The organism is Massilia sp. Leaf139 (assembly GCF_001424165.1).
GTDB lineage: Bacteria > Pseudomonadota > Gammaproteobacteria > Burkholderiales > Burkholderiaceae_D > Telluria.
On the sequence record NZ_LMOJ01000024.1, the window covers coordinates 155,746 to 172,739 of the forward strand.

Consider the following 16,994-nt stretch of genomic DNA (forward strand, 5'->3'; position numbering starts at 1 on the left):
TTTATCGGTATTCGCCGCGTTCGACGATGCCGCGCAGCGCATCGCGTTCGCGCAGCATGGGGAAGTCTTCGCTGCGGTAGTCCTTCGGCTTCGCAAAGCGCAGCGTGCCGATGGTGTCCGCATACGAGGGACGCAGCTGGCGCAGCGCCAGCCGTCGTCCGTCGAGCGTGGCGCGGCCGGCGCCCAGTTCCAGCGTCACCGGCTTGCCCGGCGCCAGCGTGAACTCGCTCTGCATGCGGCGCTTGTCGTCGTTCAGCCAGGCCATGCGCAGGGTGCGGGTTTGCTTGCCGCGCAGCGTGAACGTCCAGCGCTGGCGCGCCGCCTTGCGGCTGAAATCGACCGCGATTTCCTCGTCGAAGCCGAAGGGGAGCACGGCCTCGAACCGCGACCAGGCTCCGGGAATCGCGGGCTCGAACGCCAGCATATTGTTCGGCAGGTCGGGGCGGAAACCGACGTAGTCCTGGTAACCGTTGCGCGCGTATTCCGCCACGCTCCAGGACTGGGCGAAGGTGCCGGAGGGTTTCAGCTTGCCGCCCGGATGGGGCAACGCATCGAGGTTCTCGCTCATGTTGCCCAGCGTGCCGTCGATGCCGACCCCGAGGATTTGCTTGCCGAGGTTTTGCGTGAGCGCCCAGCTCAAGTCCTGGTAGCCGAAGCGGTTCAGGGCCGTGACCGTGAAGCCGGCGTTCCAGCCCCAGATCGTTCCGTTGTGGTAGGCAGCGTCCTTGTGGTGGAAGTCCGGGTTTTCGTGGCGCGGGTGGAAGGTGGGGTCGTCCTGGCTCAGCGAGGCGATGCCGTAGGGGTAGAGCAGGGCCGAGACGGCGTTCTTCGTCACGCGCGCCTGCACGGCGCCGGGCACGAAATCGTCGAAGGGGATGGTCGCGACCATCAGCTGGTTCGGCCGCACCTTCAGGTCGCGGCTTCCGTCCGCGCGCAGGCGGTCGGCCATGGCGGCGCCATCCCAGAACAAGCGCAGGAAGCTGGCCCGGGCTTTCGCCGCCAGCGCGCGCCATTCACGCGCGCGTTTGGCGTCGCCGGCCTGGTCGGCCAGCCAGGCGCCGGTGTTCAGCGCCGTGTACCAGAGCGCCTGGATGTCGTTGGCGCGCGGGCCGCGATCCGACCAGGGCTGGTGGGTGGCATTCTCGATGCGCGCATCCATCCAGGTGTCCGAGGCCGCGTGGCGCAGCAGGCCGTCGGTGTCGACATAATTCGCGATGGCGCCCTCGAAATAGGGCACGGCCAGCTTGTACATCTCGCGCGCAAAGGCCTTGTCGCCCGTGTAGCGGATGTACTCGTGGGCTTCGCGCAGCATCCAGGGCGTGCCGTCGACGGTGTTGTAGATGATTTCGTCGGGCGAGACCCGGTTCGGGATGCGCCCATAGTCCTTGTCACGCGGCGTACGCAGGTTCTGGAAGCGCGCGAAGTTCGCCAGCACGGCCTTCGCGTCGGCGAACTGGCCCGAGACCAGCAGGGTGCCGGGCAGGGCGATGAAGGTGTCGCGGCCCCAGTTCTCGCGGAACCAGGGCAGGCCGGCCCAGATGCCGGCGCCGTATTCGTCGACCACGAACAGCTTCGAGGCCGCCTTGGCCCAGTTCAGCGCCTTGTTGTACTCGACATCGCTGGTGGCGAGGTAGCTGCGGGTCAGGGCGGCATAGGTGGCGCGCCGCTCGTCGCCGATCGGGTCACCCGCGGCCAGGCGCCGTGCGCGCTCGCCCGCTTCGGCGGCGCTGGCGCCGAAGGCGGCCACCACGGTGAAGGAGGTCGCCGGCGCGCTGGCGCGCAGCAGCAGGCCGTCTTCCAGCGTGAAGGCCTGGCTTGCGGCCAGCGCCATGTACTGGGTGGCACCTTTGCCCGGTGCGACGATGACGACACCGTCGCGCTGCGTGACCGCCCCCGCCGTTATCAACAGCGGTTTCAAGCCAAGCCGCGCCGGCCGCGCGCTGCCGACGCGCAGCGCCAGCGCATGCCGTTTCGACAGCAGCGCCAGTTCCTCGACGCTGCCGTTGGCATAGGCGACGCGGTGGCCGAAGGGCAGCACCTGTTCGCGTCCGCCGGCGCGCGCGTTGGCGACGCCATCGACGCTGCTCACATAATTGTGGAAGACCGTGCCGCTTTTGAGCACATAGCCGGCGCCGCGTTCGTGGCTGTGTGTGAAACCTTCGAAATAGCCGGCCAGGTTGTCGCCGGCGACAAAGCGCGATTGCTGGCCGGGTGCGGCTTCGATCGCCATCGCGTCGAAAAAGGCGTCGATGCCGGGTTTTTCGAAGGCGGCCGCGGGCGCCAGCGCGAGCGTGAGCGACAGTGCGAGAAGAGTAGATCGCATCATGCCTCCGGCAGTTCGATGAGGAGCGTCGCCTTCGGCGCCAGGCGCAGCTCGCGCGCCAAATCGACCGTGGCTCCGGTGAGGACATCGACGCCGCGCGCCGTCCCCTTCAGCATTTCCTGGAAGCGGCCGGTGGGCAAGCGCATCTCCTTGTCGTTGTTGTTCATCGCGACCATGATGCGCTTGTTGTCCTGGTAGCGGAAGTAGACCCAGGTATTGTCCTCGGGGCCGAAGTGCATCAGGCGGCCGCTGTGGATCACCGGCTGGCCCTTGCGCCAGGTGGCGAGCTTGCGCACCAGTTCCTGCGCCGCGCGCTGGCGGGCAGTGAGGCCGGCGCCGGTGAAGGCATTGGCCTTGTCGCCCGCCCAGCCGCCGGGGAAGTCGCGCCGGTAGCTGGCGTCGTCGCGGCCTTTGACCGTGCTGGTCATGAGGATCTCGTCGCCCGTGTAGAACTGCGGGATGCGCGGCATCGTCATCAGGAAGACCAGGTTCATGCGGTAGCGGTCGAAGTCCTCGCCGGCGGCGCTGTACATGCGCGCCATGTCGTGGTTGCCGCCGAAGAGCACCAGCTTTTCCGGTTCCGGGTACAGGTAGTCGAGCGAGAGCGTCTGGTAGACCTCGTTGAAACCTTTGTCCGGGGTAGTGAGGGCGGTGCGCATTGCCTCGACCAGCGGAAAGTCCATCAGGCTCGGCAGCGACGAGGTATAGCCGTCGAAATTGATTTTGCCGCGCTGCCAGCGGGCGACGACCGGTACCAGCGTGCTCCACTCCTCGCCGACCAGGTTCAGGTTCGGGTACTCGTCCATGATGCGCTTCGTATATTGGGTCAGGAAGGCGCCGTCGGAATAGCTGTAGGTATCGATGCGCAGGCCCGCCAGGTTCGCGTATTCGATCCACCAAATGTTGTTCTGGATGAGGTAGTTCGCCACCAGCGGATTGGTCTGGTTCAGGTCGGGCATGCTTTCGACGAACCAGCCGGCGGTGAAGTTGCGGCTGTCGGCTTGCGAGGCATATTTATCCTGCACCGACACGCGGTGGTGGGCGGTGGGCGTGAAGTTGCCGCCGAAATTGATCCAGTCCGGCGTCGGCAAATCCTTCATCCACCAGTGGTTCTTGCCGATGTGCGAGAGCACCACGTCCTGGATCAGGCCGATGCCGCGCCGCTTCGCCTCGGTCGACAGGCGCACGAAATCTTCGTTGCTGCCGTAGCGCGGATCGATGCGGTAATGATCGGTGGATGCGTAGCCATGGTAGGAGTAGGCGGGCATGTCGTTCTCGACCAGGGGCGTGGGCCAGAGCTGGGTGAAACCGAGGCCGGCGATGTAGTCGAGGCGGTCGATCGCGCCCTGGATGTCGCCGCCGTGGCGTCCGCCCGGATGCTTGCGGTCGGCCTTTTCCAGCATGCCGGGCACGCTGTCGTTGGCCGGGTCGCCGTTGGCGAAGCGGTCGGGCATGATCTGGTAGATGGCGTCCGCGTTGCCGAAGCCTTGACGTTGGCGCGAACCCGGCGCCCTTGCGCGCAGCTCGTAAGCGTGGCGCAGGGTGGCGCCGGCGCCCTCGAACACGATCTCGAAGGTGCCCGGCTTTGCTTCGGCTGCGATCTCGAGATCGATGAACAGGTAATTCGAATTAGCGACGCGGGTGCTGGCCGCGATGCGCACGCCCGGGTAATCGATGCGCGCCTGCATGCCGCCGATACCGGCGCCATGCACCATCAGTTGCAGGCCTTTGTCCTGCATGCCCGTCCACCAGAAGGGCGGTTCCAGGTGGGCGATGGCGGGCGCGGCCGCGGCGGACTGGAGAGCGGCGGCGAAGAAAAGTGTTGCAAAAGTGCGTCGCATGGCGGGACTCGGCTGGAAACGGTGATGGATGGATGCCGGGAATACGAAAACCAGTAGTCTGCCTACATGATTAAAGGTGACTGATTTCGGGATTGCTTGGTTTTCACTCTATGAAAGGCCGAGAATACTATACAAGTGCTGGCACATCAATTGAACAATCTTGCTAGTTTAAGTACATACGGTGCGTGCTCGCATTGGACGGAGCATGATGCTCGAATCGTGCCGGCCGGAGCGCCAGAAAAGCCGGTATTTCCACCCAAGTTGAATGACATCGATACCATTCGGAGATTTGCACCAAAACAGTGCATTTCTGCACTGACTTGGTGAAATGCAAGCAACATGTAGTCCGACTACACGTCCTTACGGCTGGCTTTGTAGCTGGGATACAACGCGAGCGAAGCGCTCTCTATATAGAGGCCTATGAAATTCTGAAAAAACGTAGTGCGAATGAACTCCCGTTGACAGTGCATCTAGTTTTAGTACAGAATTCTTGCCAGAACGTCTAAAGAGACGTTATATCTGCTTCCCGTGCCGTGGCTGTGCAGCTGTCTGCGGGAAATTACGTAGTCTGATCTGAGGGGACAAATGAATATCTTCGCAAACAAGCGCACCGCCGGTTCGGGCCTTGTATTTCAGCTGAGCCCGGTTGCGGCCGGCTGCGCCATCTTCGTGTCGGCCATGGCCGGCAACGCCAGCGCCCAAACCGCCGTCACCGAGGCTGCCGCCGACGCCCCGATCCAGACCGTCCAGGTCACCGGCATCCGCCGCGCGATCGAAAATGCGATCGCCACCAAGCGCGACGCCAACGGCATCGTCGAAGCCATCTCGTCCGAGGACATCGGCAAGCTGCCTGATATCTCGATCGCCGAATCGCTGGCACGCCTGCCAGGCCTGACCGCCCAGCGCGTCAATGGCCAGGCCCAGCAGATCAGCATCCGCGGCACCTCGGGCGACCTGTCGACCGCGCTGCTCAACGGCCGCGAGCAGGTCAGCACCAGCGCCAACCGTACCGTCGAATACGACCAGTACCCATCGGAACTGATCAACGCCGTCACCGTCTACAAGACCGGCGACGCCGCCGTCGTCGGCCAGGGCCTGTCGGGCACCGTCGACCTGCAGACCATCAAGCCGCTGTCGCTGCGCGAGCGCGCCATCAGCGTCAACGTCCGCGGCGAGAAGAACTCGAAGGGCGAAGTCAGCGCCGGCTCGCCCGACACCGGCAGCCGCGTCAGCGCCTCGTACGTCGACCAGTTCGCCAACCGCACCATCGGCGTCGCCATCGGCTACGCCCGCCAGGACAAGCCGAACGTCTCCGAGCAGTTCGAGACCTGGGACTGGGTCGACTACACCGCCAACGGCCAGACCGTCAAAGTCCCGAAGGGCATCAAGGCACTCGCCACCACCGGCAACCAGGTGCGTGACGGCCTGATGGGCGTGCTCGAATACCGCCCGAACAAGAACTTCAGCTCGACCCTGGACGTGTACCACTCGCGTTTCGACCAGGAAGAGATCCGCCGCGGCATGGAAATCCCGCTGAAGGACGACGGCACCGTCGGCTTCACCAACGGCCGGATCGTCAACGGCGTCATGGTCAGCGGTACCGCGACCGACGTCAATCCGGTCGTGCGTAACAACCGCATGACCCGCGACGACAAGCTGACCGCGTTCGGCTGGAACAACCGCTTCACTTCGGGCGACTGGGTCGGCATCATCGACCTGAGCCACTCGAAAGCCGACCACAAGGAAGAGCTGGTCGAGATCAACGCCGGCCGCGCGACCCGCCAGACCCTGGGCTTCGACTACGGCAACGGCGCCATCCCGGCGCTGAACCTGTCGGGCGCCTACGCCACCCCGGCCGATATCCGCATCGGCGGCCAGTTCGGCGAAGGCTATGTCAACGCGCCGCACATGGTCGACAAGCTCGACTCGGCACGCGCCAGCGTCGAATACAAGTTCGCAGAAGGCCCGTTCAGCAGCGTCGAAGCCGGCTTCAACCTGTCGAAGCGCTCGAAGGAAAAGCAGCACCTGGAGACCGGCTTCTCGAAGATCGGCGACGGCAGCTTCGCGGCCAACGCGGTCAACGGTGCGCAGTCGCTGTACGCGCTGCCGAACACCCTGAGCTGGGACATCAACACCGTGCTGGCCCAGAACTTCGGCCCGTACACCCCGGCGATCCTGGTGCCATGGGGCGCGACCAAGAACTGGACGATCGACGAGAAGGTCAAGACCGGCTACGTCAAGCTCAACATCGACACCGAACTGATGGCGATGCCGCTGCGCGGTAACGTCGGCGTGCAGGTCGTGAAGACCGACCAGAGCTCGACCGCGAACACGCTGCGCGCCTGGCCGTTCGCCGACCTGGTGCCTCTGACCGACGGCAAAAAGTACACCGACTACCTGCCGAGCCTGAACCTGGCCTGGAGCCTGCCGAACGACCAGGTCGTGCGCTTCGGCGCCGGCCGCACCCTGGCCCGCGCCCGCCTCGACCAGCTGAACGCGGCGCTGGAAGTGGGCCTGACCCAGCAGAGCACCGGTACGCCTTACGGCAACGGCGGCAACGCCCAGCTCGATCCATGGCGCGCCAACCAGCTCGACCTGTCGTACGAGAAGTACTTCGCCAAGACGGGTTACGTGTCGGCTGCCGGCTTCTACAAGGATCTGAAGTCGTACATCTATAACATCACCGTGCCGCGTGACTTCTCCGAGTACCGCCTTGCCGGCGCCACCAGCAACATCGGCACCATGAACCAGCCGAAGAACGGCGAAGGCGGCCGCCTGTCGGGCCTCGAGTTCGCCGTCTCGACCCCGCTGAACGTGATCAGCCCGATGCTCGACGGCTTCGGCGTCACCGCCAACGCCTCGTTCACCAGCAGCGAAATCGGCATCAAGGATCAGCGTTTCGGCACGATGGACATCCCGCTGCCGGGCCTGTCGAAGCGTGTCTTCAACCTGACCGCCTACTACGAGAAGGAAGGCTACTCGGCCCGTATCAGCCAGCGTCGCCGCAGCGACTTCGTCGGCGAGATCGGCGGCATCGGCGGCGCCAACGAACTGACCTTCGTCAAGGGCGACACCGTGGTCGACCTGCAGCTGGGCTACGACTTCCCGCAAGTGAAGGGTCTGTCGGTGCTGTTCCAGGTGAACAACCTGACCGATACCGACTTCCAGACCTATGCCGGCTCGCCGGATCGTCCACGCGGCTACGTGAAATATGGCCGTCAGATGCTGTTGGGCCTGAACTACAAACTGTAATATGTAAGTTCGATAAACCTGCTGCGCGTCGGATTGCCGGCCTGCGATGCTCGCTGTACAGCCGTACAGCTGCGCTTCTCGGCCAGCACTCCTTCCGCTCGCGACGGTTTCTCGAACTTACTAGGCGCCTTCGGGCGACCCGAGCCCTTGCAGGCTTTGCTGCCTGCAAGGGCTTTTTCTTTTGCAAATCTGTGACGTATAGGCAATCGCCCCACGTCTACACGGGCGACGGTGTAAACTGTCGCTTTCGTTTCAATTTAAGAGCAACTCATCCATGTCTGACACCCCACTCCCAACGTTTTCCGATCTGAACATCCCGGCGCCGATTTTGAAGGCACTGAAGGACGTCGGCTACGAGACGCCGTCGCCGATCCAGGCCGCCACCATTCCCCTGCTGATGGAAGGCCGCGACGTGCTGGGACAGGCGCAGACGGGTACCGGCAAGACCGCCGCCTTCGCGCTGCCGGTACTCTCGCGCATCGACACCAAGCAGACCACGCCGCAGGCGCTGGTGCTGGCGCCGACGCGCGAACTGGCGATCCAGGTCGCCGAGGCCTTCCAGAGCTACGCCGCGCACATGAAGAACTTCCATGTGCTGCCGATCTATGGCGGCCAGGCCTACGGCCCGCAATTGTCGGCCTTGCGCCGCGGCGTGCAGATCATCGTCGGCACCCCGGGCCGCGTGATCGACCACATCGAAAAGGGCTCGCTCGACTTGTCGCAGCTGAAGACGCTCGTGCTGGACGAGGCCGACGAAATGCTGCGCATGGGCTTCATCGACGACGTCGAGCAGATCCTGCAGCAGATCCCGGAAGAGCGGCAGATCGCGCTGTTCTCCGCCACCATGCCGCCGGCGATCAAGCGCATCGCAAAAACCTATCTGCGCGACCCGAGCGAAGTGACGGTCGCCGCCAAGACCGGCACCGCCGACAACATCACCCAGCGCTACTGGCTGGTGGCCGGCATGCAGAAGCTCGATGCGCTGACCCGCATCCTGGAAGCCGAGCCCTTCGACGGCATGATCATCTTTGCGCGCACCAAGCTCGGTACCGAAGAGCTGGCGACGAAACTGCAGGCGCGCGGCTTCGCGGCCACGGCGATTAACGGCGACATGGCGCAGCAGCAGCGCGAGCGCACCATCGAGCAGCTCAAGAACGGCAAGATCGACATCCTGGTCGCCACCGACGTCGCCGCGCGCGGCCTGGACGTCGAACGCATCAGCCACGTCATCAACTACGACGTGCCGTCCGACCCGGAAAGCTACACCCACCGCATCGGCCGCACCGGCCGCGCCGGCCGCAGCGGCGACGCCATCCTGTTCATCACGCCGCGCGAGCGTGGCCTGCTGAAAGCGATCGAGCGCGCCACCCGCCAGCCGGTCGCGCCGCTGACGCTGCCGACCGTGAAGGCCGTCAACGACGTGCGCATCGCCAAATTCAAGGAACAGATCGCGCAGACCCTGGCCGCCGGCGGCCTGGAGCAGTTCCGTTCCCTGATCGAGGAATTCGAGCAGGAAGCGAACGTACCGGCGGTCGACATCGCCGCCGCCCTGGCCAAGCTCGGCCGTGGCGACGTGCCGCTGCTGCTGGAGAAACCGGATCGCGAGCCGAAGGCCGGCGCCTGGGAAGACCGCCCCGCGCGCGCCGACTTCGTCGAGCGTCCGCCGCGCTCCCCGCGCGACGACGGCGGCTGGGACGACCGTCCGCCACGCGCGCCACGCGAATTTGGCACCAATTCTGGTTTCAAGAAGGAGCGCATTGCGCGCACGCCGGAAGCGGGCATGGCCACCTTCCGCATCGAAGTCGGCCACGCCAACGGCGTCAAGCCGGGCAACATCGTCGGCGCCATCGCCAACGAAGCCAACATCGATTCGAAGCTGATCGGCCGCATCGAGATCTATGACGATTTCTCGACGCTCGACCTGCCGGCCGACCTGCCGCCGGATCTGGTCGATCACCTGAAAACCGTGTGGGTCGCAGGCCAGCAGCTGCAGATCACGCGCGACGGCGAGACGCCGCCGCCGAAGAAGCCGGGTGCGAAAAAATCCTTCGGCGCCGAGCGCCGCTATGCCGAGAAGCCGGGTTTTAAAGCGGACAAGCCGCCATTCAAGAAGGCGAAGCCGAAGGCGTAATGAATAGGCGGCTCGCGCCGCATGCGAATGAAAACGGGGAATCGACCGGTGGGTCGGTTCCCCGTTTTTGTTTCGACATGCATCGGCCGCATACGCGTGGGCTCGGAGAGCCCACCCTACGGCACACGACGGCCGATGGCAGAAGTTGATGATGGTGGCGCATCGTACGGGGTCATTGATGCCATTGGCATCAATGACCCCGTACGATGCACCACCGCCCGTAGCAGGTTCATGAAGCCGACGCGTAACGTAGGGTGGGCATGCCCACGCGTTCACCGGTCGATCAGCACCTCAGTCCACAAACATCCACAACAACGCATCACGCAACTCGCCACGCCAGAACGCCTCGTCGTGCTTCTGCTCCGGCACGATCTTCAATACCGTGTTCGCCGCCGGATGCCCGCTCGCCGTCACCACCTGCGCCATGCGCCGCACGTCCGGCACCATCGGCTCGTCTTCCTTCTCGCCCGCCAGCAGGTAAACGCGCGCGTCCTGCGGCAGCGGATGCGCAGCCATGAAGTCGAAGGCGGGCGCCGCCGTCCAGTACGCCGGCGAGAACACGCCGGCTTTACTGAACACCTGCGGATACTGCGCGATCGCGTAATGCGAGGCCAGGCCGCCCATCGAGCTGCCCATGATGGCGGTGTGCGCGCGGCCGGGCAGGGTGCGGTAGCGCGCGTCGATCAGCGGTTTCAGTGTCTTGACGATGAAGTCGGTGTACTGCCTGCCCTCGGCTTGCCCGAAGCGGGGGTTGTCCCAGGCGCTCAGTTCCGTGATGCGCTTGTCGCCGCCGTTGTCGATGCCGACCACGATCAGTTCCAGCTTGCCTTCTTTCGACAAGGCGTCCAGCGTCTCGTCGACCTTCCACTCGCCGGCAAAGGCGGTGGCGTCGTCAAACAGGTTCTGGGCATCGTGCATGTAGAGCACCGGATAGCGCTTGTTCGACGTCGCATAAGCAGGCGGCAGGTAGAGGCGGATCTGGCGCTTGCGGTTCAGGCCCGGGATCTCGAGCTGTTCGGCCAGCAGGCTGACGCCGGGCAGGGCGGTCGACGGTTTAGCGGCCGGGGCGACATCGGCGCCGAAGGCGGGAGCGGCCAGCAGCGCAGCCAGGAGGAGGGAAGCAGTACGCATCGGGGCTCTTTGGTTCAATGGGAAGCGGCAAGTGCCGCGGCAGCGGCCGGCGCCGGCTGCGAGTCGCGCACCAGCAGCCACAGCACGCTCGACACGGCCAGGCAGCCGCCGCAGATCAGGAACAGCAGGCTTTTGTCCGCCGCCGTCTTCAGCACGAAGCCGACCACGGTCGTCGCCAGCTGCGGCAGCACCACCGACAGGTTGAACAGGCCCATGAAATAGCCCATGCGGCTGCGGTCGACCTTCTCGCTCATGATCGCGAACGGCAGGCTGACCACCGCCGCCCAGCCAATGCCGACCACCGCCATCAGCACGTACAGCACGGCCGGCGAGCGTGCGAACAGGGCGATCGCAAAATAGGCGAGGGCCATGATGCCGACGCAGGCGGCCTGCGTGCGCACGCGCCCGAAGCGCGTCACCAGCGGCGCCAGCACCAGCGCCGGCAGCAGGAAGCCCACTACATTCATCACCGCGAACGAGATCGCGATCAGATGGCCCGACTGCGCCGCCGCCTGTTCGACGCTCGACCCCGGCGTGACCACATGCTGCTGGATGAAGGAGATGATGTAGACGAACATCGCCTGCACCCCGAACCAGGTAAAGGCATGCGCTGCGCACAGGCGCCGGAACTGCGGCCAGTCGGTAGTCGATGCCGCCTCGCGCGCAATGGGTGCGATCGTGCGCGGCTCCTCGATCAGGAGCGTGGGCACGACCGAGAACACCAGCACCAGCAGCACGCCCACGGAGATCAGCGTGTAGTTGTCGATGAAGGCGCCGATCAGGTAGGCCATCACGCCCCAGAAGCCGGAGATGGTCTGCATCCAGGTATAGCCGCGCGTGCGCGCTTCGCCGTCCGGGGTCACATCGGCGATCAGCGAGCGGGTGGGATTGAAGCCGATGTTGATCGACAGGTCGAGCGTCAGCGCGATGATCACGGCGACGATCAGCAGGTTGCCGATGCCGAGCAAATCGGCCACGACCTCGATGCGCGGCAGCAGGAACACCGACAGCGCCGCCAGCACGCCGCCGATCAGGATGAAGGGCCGGCGCCGCCCGCCCCAGAGCCAGGTCTTGTCGCTGATGAAGCCGATGATCACCTGGCCCAGGATGCCGGCGAGCGGCCCGGCGGCCCAGACGATGCCGATCTCGTGGATGTCGAGCTTGTACTTGGTGCTCAGCAGCCAGCTGAGCGCGGAAATCTGGATGCACAAGGCAAAACCCATGGCCGTGGCCGGCAAGCTGCCCAGGGCGTAAAATGAATTGCTCAGCCGGCGCTGCATGTCGAGCATGGGTGTCTCCGCGATGGTTGTTGTTTGACTACAAAGCCTGCGTAAAACCGGGCGGGCGTGGCGATTCTACTACGCCTTATTCGAATTGACACTCGGAAAACGCCATGTTATTTTGCTACAAATCTTCTTGAAACTTCGCCTGTAACCGCCCGTCCTCATGGCCTTCCGGACGGGGACGCTCCCCAGCCACTTCCTCGCCTTCCCGCGCATTCCGCGGCAGCGACGGCGGCACGTGGCGCGTTCGCCACATAGACCGAGTCCGGCGCCACGCCGGGCCATTGGGGACACAGATGGACATGCATACCAAGGCGCTCAAACCGCGCCTGTCGTTCTGGCAGTTGTGGAACATGAGCTTCGGCTTCTTCGGCATCCAGTTCGGCTTCGCACTGCAGAACGCCAACACCAGCCGCATCTTCTCGACCCTGGGCGCCAATCCCGACGACCTGGCCCTGTTCTGGCTCGCCGCACCCGTCACGGGCCTGCTGGTGCAGCCCGTGGTCGGCTACCTGAGCGACAACACCTGGCACCCGAAATGGGGCCGTCGCCGCCCCTTCTTCTTCGTCGGCGCCTTCCTCGCCATGATCTCGCTGTTCCTGATGCCGAACTCCAGCGCGCTGTGGATGGCGGTCGCCGTGCTGTGGATGATGGATGCGGCGATCAACGTCTCGATGGAGCCTTTCCGCGCCTTTGTCGGCGACAAGCTCGACCCGTCCCAGCAGACCGCCGGCTATGCGATGCAGACCTTCTTCATCGGCTGCGGCGCCGTCATCGCCTCGCTGCTGCCGACGATCTTTACCGGCCTGGGCGTGTCCAACGTGCCGGTCGACGGCAGCATTCCCGACACCGTGCGCTATTCCTTCTATGCCGGCGCAGTCGTCTTCATGGTGGCCGTCAGCTGGACGGTGTTCAGCGCGGACGAACTGCCGCCCGCCGACCTGGCGTCGTTCAACAACGAACGCGCCCATGCGCGCCGTGTCGGCGTCGCCTTTACCGAAATCCTGAGCGGCTTCGCCAAGATGCCGAAGACGATGGTGCAGCTGGCCTTCGTCCAGTTCTTTACCTGGATCGCGCTGTTCGCGATGTGGATCTATACAGGCAGCGCGATCGCCGACTCCGTCTACGGCACCCGCGACGCCCAGTCGGCGGCCTTCCAGGACGCCGGCAACTGGGTCGGCATCATGTTCGCGGTCTACAGCGGCGTCTCGGCCCTGGCCGCGTTTATTTTGCCGGTGTTCGCCCGCGCCACCAGCCGCAAGACCGTGCACGCCACCTGCCTGGCCATTGGCGGCATCAGCCTGGCCGGTATCGTCTTCATCGACAGCAAGGAAATGCTGATGCTGCCGATGGTCGGCGTCGGCATCGCCTGGGCCAGCATCCTGACGATGCCGTATGCGATCCTGGCGGGCGCGCTGCCGGCCAAGCGCATGGGCTATTTCATGGGCCTGTTTAACTTCTTCGTCGTGATTCCGCAGATCGTCAGCGGCCTGCTGCTCGGCTTCGTCACCCGCGAATTCTTCGACGGCCACACCGTGCAGACGCTGGCGCTGGGCGGCGGCTGCATGCTGCTGGCCGCCGTATTGACGCTGGCCGTGACGGACAAGGCGGCCAACTAGTCTTGCGACATCCTTTTCCCTGCTGTCGTATCGTAACGTTTTATTAACAAACGAACGCATTCACATCGGGAGCGAAGCATGACGATTCAGACCGTGGCAACGACGCCATTTGCCGGCCAGCGTCCGGGAACCTCGGGCCTGCGCAAGAAGGTGACCGAGTTCCAGCAGCCCGGCTATCTCGAGAATTTTGTCGAAGCGATTTTCCTGACCCTGGGCGACTGCACCGGGCGCACCCTGGTGCTCGGCGGCGACGGCCGCTACTTCAATCGCCAGGCCATCCAGACCATCCTGCACATAGCCGCGGCTCACGGCGTGGCGCGCATGCTGGTCGGGCGCGGCGGCATCCTTTCGACCCCGGCGGTGAGCTGCGTGATCCGCAAGCACGGCGCCTTCGGCGGCATCGTGCTCTCGGCCAGCCACAATCCGGGCGGCCCGGATGGCGACTTCGGCATCAAGTACAACATCGAGAACGGCGGCCCGGCCCCGGAACGCATCACCGAAGCGGTCTACGCCCATACCCAAACGCTGTCTTCCTACCGCATCAGCGACGCGCCGCCCGTCGATCTCGACGCCTTGGGCAGCAGCACCCTCGAAGGCATGCGGGTCGAAGTCATCGACCCGGTCGCCGACTACGCCGAGCTGATGGGCCGCCTGTTCGACTTCGATGCCATCCGCGCCCTGTTCGCGCGCGGCTTCACCATGAAATTCGATGGCATGAGCGCGGTCTCCGGCCCGTATGCGAAAGCGATCATCGAAGGCGTGCTCGGGGCCCCAAGCGGCACCGTCATCAACGGCGAGCCGCTGGAGGACTTCGGCGGTCACCACCCCGATCCGAACCCGGTCAACGCGGCCGAGCTGATCGCGCTGATGAACGGCCCCGACGCGCCCCAGCTCGGCGCTGCTTCCGACGGCGACGCCGACCGCAACATGATCGTCGGGCGCGGCATCGCGGTGACGCCATCCGACAGCCTGGCCATCATCGCCGCCAACGCCACCGTGGCGCCGGGCTACGCGGCCGGCATCAAGGGCATCGCGCGCTCCATGCCGACGTCGACCGCCGCCGACCGCGTGGCCGAGGCCCTCGGCATCTCCTGCTTCGAAACCCCGACCGGCTGGAAGTACTTCGGCAACCTGATGGACGCCGGCATGGTCACGCTGTGCGGGGAGGAGAGTTATGGCACCGGTTCCGATCACGTGCGCGAGAAGGACGGTCTGTGGGCCGTGCTGTTCTGGCTGAACATGCTGGCCGCCACCGGCAAGCCGGTCGAGCAGATCGTGCGCGAACACTGGGCGCGTTTCGGCCGCAACTATTATTCGCGCCACGACTACGAAGCCGTCGACGCCGGCGCCGCCGATGCCATGATGACGGCGCTGCGCGAGCGGCTTTCGACCCTGGCCGGCCAGACCTTGGGCGACTACCGCGTCGCGCTGGCCGACGATTTCGTCTACACCGACCCGGTCGACAAATCGATCGCCTCGAAGCAGGGCGTGCGCATCGTCATGAGCGACGGCTCGCGCATCGTGTTCCGCCTGTCGGGCACGGGCACCGAAGGCGCCACCGTCCGCCTCTATCTCGAACGCTACGAGGCCGATCCGGCGCGCCACCATCTAGACACCCAGGAAGCCTTGTCAGGCTTGATCACGATCGCCGAGAACGTGTCCGGCCTGCGCCAGCGCACGGGCCGCCAGCAGCCGAGCGTCATCACCTGATCCACTCTTACAGGAACTCCATGAAACTACCCGCACTTGCCGCCTCTCTGCTGTTCGCCCTTGGTTCCACCGCTGCCCATGCGGCGCCCGCGCCCTGGGCCGGGCCGAGCAAACCCTTCGTGTGGGAGAACGCGACCGTCTACTTCCTGCTGACGGATCGCTTCAACAACGGCAACCCGGGTAACGACCACGCCTACGGGCGCAAGGAGGATGCGGCCAAGCTGCGCGGTTTCATGGGCGGCGACTTCGCCGGCGTCACGGCGAAGATCAAGGAGGGCTATTTTCACGAACTGGGCGTGACCGCCCTGTGGATCACGCCGCCGGTCGAGCAGATCCATGCCGGCACCGACGAGGGCACCGGTAAAAGCTATGGCTTTCACGGCTACTGGGCGCGCGACTTCACCGCCATCGACGCCAACCTCGGCACCGAGGCGGAGCTGCGTACCCTGATCGACACGGCCCACGCCAACGGCCTGCGCGTGCTGTTCGACGTGGTGATGAACCACACCGGCCCCGTCACGCAAGCCGACCCGGTATGGCCGGCGGACTGGGTGCGTACCGGCCCGGTCTGCACCTATAAAGATGCGCGCACGACGATCGAATGCACGCTGGTGAAGAACCTGCCGGACATCCGCACCGAGAGCGACAAGCCGGTGGCGCTGCCGCCCGCCCTGGTGGCCAAGTGGAAGAAGGAAGGGCGCTACGAGCGCGAGGTGCAGGAGCTGGACGCCTTCTTCAAGCGCACCGGCTACCCGCGCGCGCCGCGCTACTACCTGATGAAATGGCATGCCGACTGGGTGCGCAAGTACGGCATCGACGGCTTCCGCGCCGACACCGTCAAGCACACCGAGCCGGGTGTCTGGAAAGAGCTCAAGAAGGTCGCGAGCGCCGCCTTCGAAGACTGGAAGAAGGCGAACCCGGGCAAAAAACTGGGCGACCTGCCGTTCTACATGACGGCCGAGGTCTACAACTACGGCATCGGGCACGCCCGCGCCTTCGACCTCGGCGGCATGACGGTCGACTATCCGGCCCAGGGCTTCGACAGCATGATCAACTTCGCGATGAAGACGGATGCGGTCGAATCCTACGAGACCCTGTTCAGCAAGTATTCGAAGGCATTGGAGGGGCCGATGAAGGGCACGTCCGTGCTGAACTACCTGAGTTCGCACGACGATGGCCAACCCTACGACGCGCTGCGCCAGCGTCCCTACGAGACGGCGAATAAACTGCTGCTGGCGCCGGGCGCCGCCCAGATCTACTACGGCGACGAGACCGCGCGCCTGCTGAACATCGAAGGCGCCGAAGGCGACGCCACGCTGCGCTCCTTCATGAACTGGGACGAGCTGGCATCGAACGCCCAGCGCGGCCTGAACCGCGTGGCCGACGTGCGCGAGCACTGGGCCAAGCTGGGCCGCTTCCGCCAGGCGCATCCCGCCGTGGGCGCGGGCGTGCACCGCATGATCCAGCACTACCCCTACACCTTCAAGCGCACCTGGGAGCAGGGCGAGATCAGCGACCGCGTGGTGGTCGCGCTCGGCCTGCCGCTCGACAAGCCGACGGCCGTGCCGGTGGCGGGCGTCTTCCTGGACGGCCAGACCGTGCGCGACTGGTATTCGGGCAAGACCGCCGTCGTCAAGGGCGGCAAGGTGCAGTTCGATGCGCGTAACACGGTGGTGCTGATCGGGCAGGAGTAGGGGGCGAGGC

Annotated in this window: 9 protein-coding genes; 5 read left to right on the forward strand and 4 right to left on the reverse strand. The window is 65.1% G+C overall.

Annotation, left to right across the window (positions count from 1 at the left end):
• Position 1: 1 nt before the first annotated feature.
• Positions 2-2,323, reverse strand: a complete 2,322-nt coding sequence (locus ASF77_RS16490; protein WP_056341537.1) for an amylo-alpha-1,6-glucosidase — start codon at positions 2,321-2,323, stop codon at positions 2-4.
• Positions 2,323-4,164 carry a glycoside hydrolase family 13 protein gene (locus ASF77_RS16495; RefSeq protein WP_056341540.1) on the reverse strand — a complete coding sequence of 614 codons (1,842 nt, stop codon included), beginning with the start codon at positions 4,162-4,164 and terminating at the stop codon, positions 2,323-2,325. Before ASF77_RS16495 ends, ASF77_RS16490 begins: the two co-directional genes overlap by 1 nt.
• Before the next feature lie 585 nt (positions 4,165-4,749).
• On the opposite strand from ASF77_RS16495, the gene ASF77_RS16500 reads away from it, so the two are divergent.
• Positions 4,750-7,416, forward strand: a complete 2,667-nt coding sequence (locus ASF77_RS16500; RefSeq protein WP_056341543.1) for a TonB-dependent receptor — start codon at positions 4,750-4,752, stop codon at positions 7,414-7,416.
• Between the two features lie 274 nt (positions 7,417-7,690).
• Positions 7,691-9,547, forward strand: coding sequence for a DEAD/DEAH box helicase (locus ASF77_RS16505; protein WP_056341546.1), 1,857 nt, complete (start codon positions 7,691-7,693; stop codon positions 9,545-9,547).
• A gap of 291 nt (positions 9,548-9,838) precedes the next feature.
• Here ASF77_RS16505 and ASF77_RS16510 read toward each other — a convergent pair whose 3' ends face one another.
• Both ASF77_RS16510 and ASF77_RS16515 read right to left on the reverse strand, forming a co-directional pair.
• Positions 9,839-10,678 carry an alpha/beta hydrolase gene (locus ASF77_RS16510; RefSeq protein WP_056341549.1) on the reverse strand — a complete coding sequence of 280 codons (840 nt, stop codon included), beginning with the start codon at positions 10,676-10,678 and terminating at the stop codon, positions 9,839-9,841.
• Between the two features lie 14 nt (positions 10,679-10,692).
• Positions 10,693-11,967 (reverse strand): MFS transporter, encoded by a 1,275-nt coding sequence (locus ASF77_RS16515; protein ID WP_056341552.1) that lies wholly within the window; start codon positions 11,965-11,967, stop codon positions 10,693-10,695.
• A gap of 290 nt (positions 11,968-12,257) precedes the next feature.
• Between ASF77_RS16515 and ASF77_RS16520 the strand changes: the two genes are divergently transcribed.
• From ASF77_RS16520 to ASF77_RS16530, 3 genes are all read left to right on the forward strand, one after another.
• Positions 12,258-13,580: an MFS transporter gene (locus tag ASF77_RS16520; RefSeq protein WP_056341556.1), complete on the forward strand. Its 1,323-nt coding sequence runs from the start codon at positions 12,258-12,260 to the stop codon at positions 13,578-13,580.
• 78 nt (positions 13,581-13,658) lie between these two features.
• Entirely contained in the window at positions 13,659-15,290 is a 1,632-nt protein-coding gene (locus tag ASF77_RS16525) for an alpha-D-glucose phosphate-specific phosphoglucomutase (protein ID WP_056341560.1), read from the forward strand.
• Between the two features lie 20 nt (positions 15,291-15,310).
• Entirely contained in the window at positions 15,311-16,984 is a 1,674-nt protein-coding gene (locus tag ASF77_RS16530) for an alpha-amylase family glycosyl hydrolase (RefSeq protein ID WP_056341562.1), read from the forward strand.
• Positions 16,985-16,994: the final 10 nt, after the last annotated feature.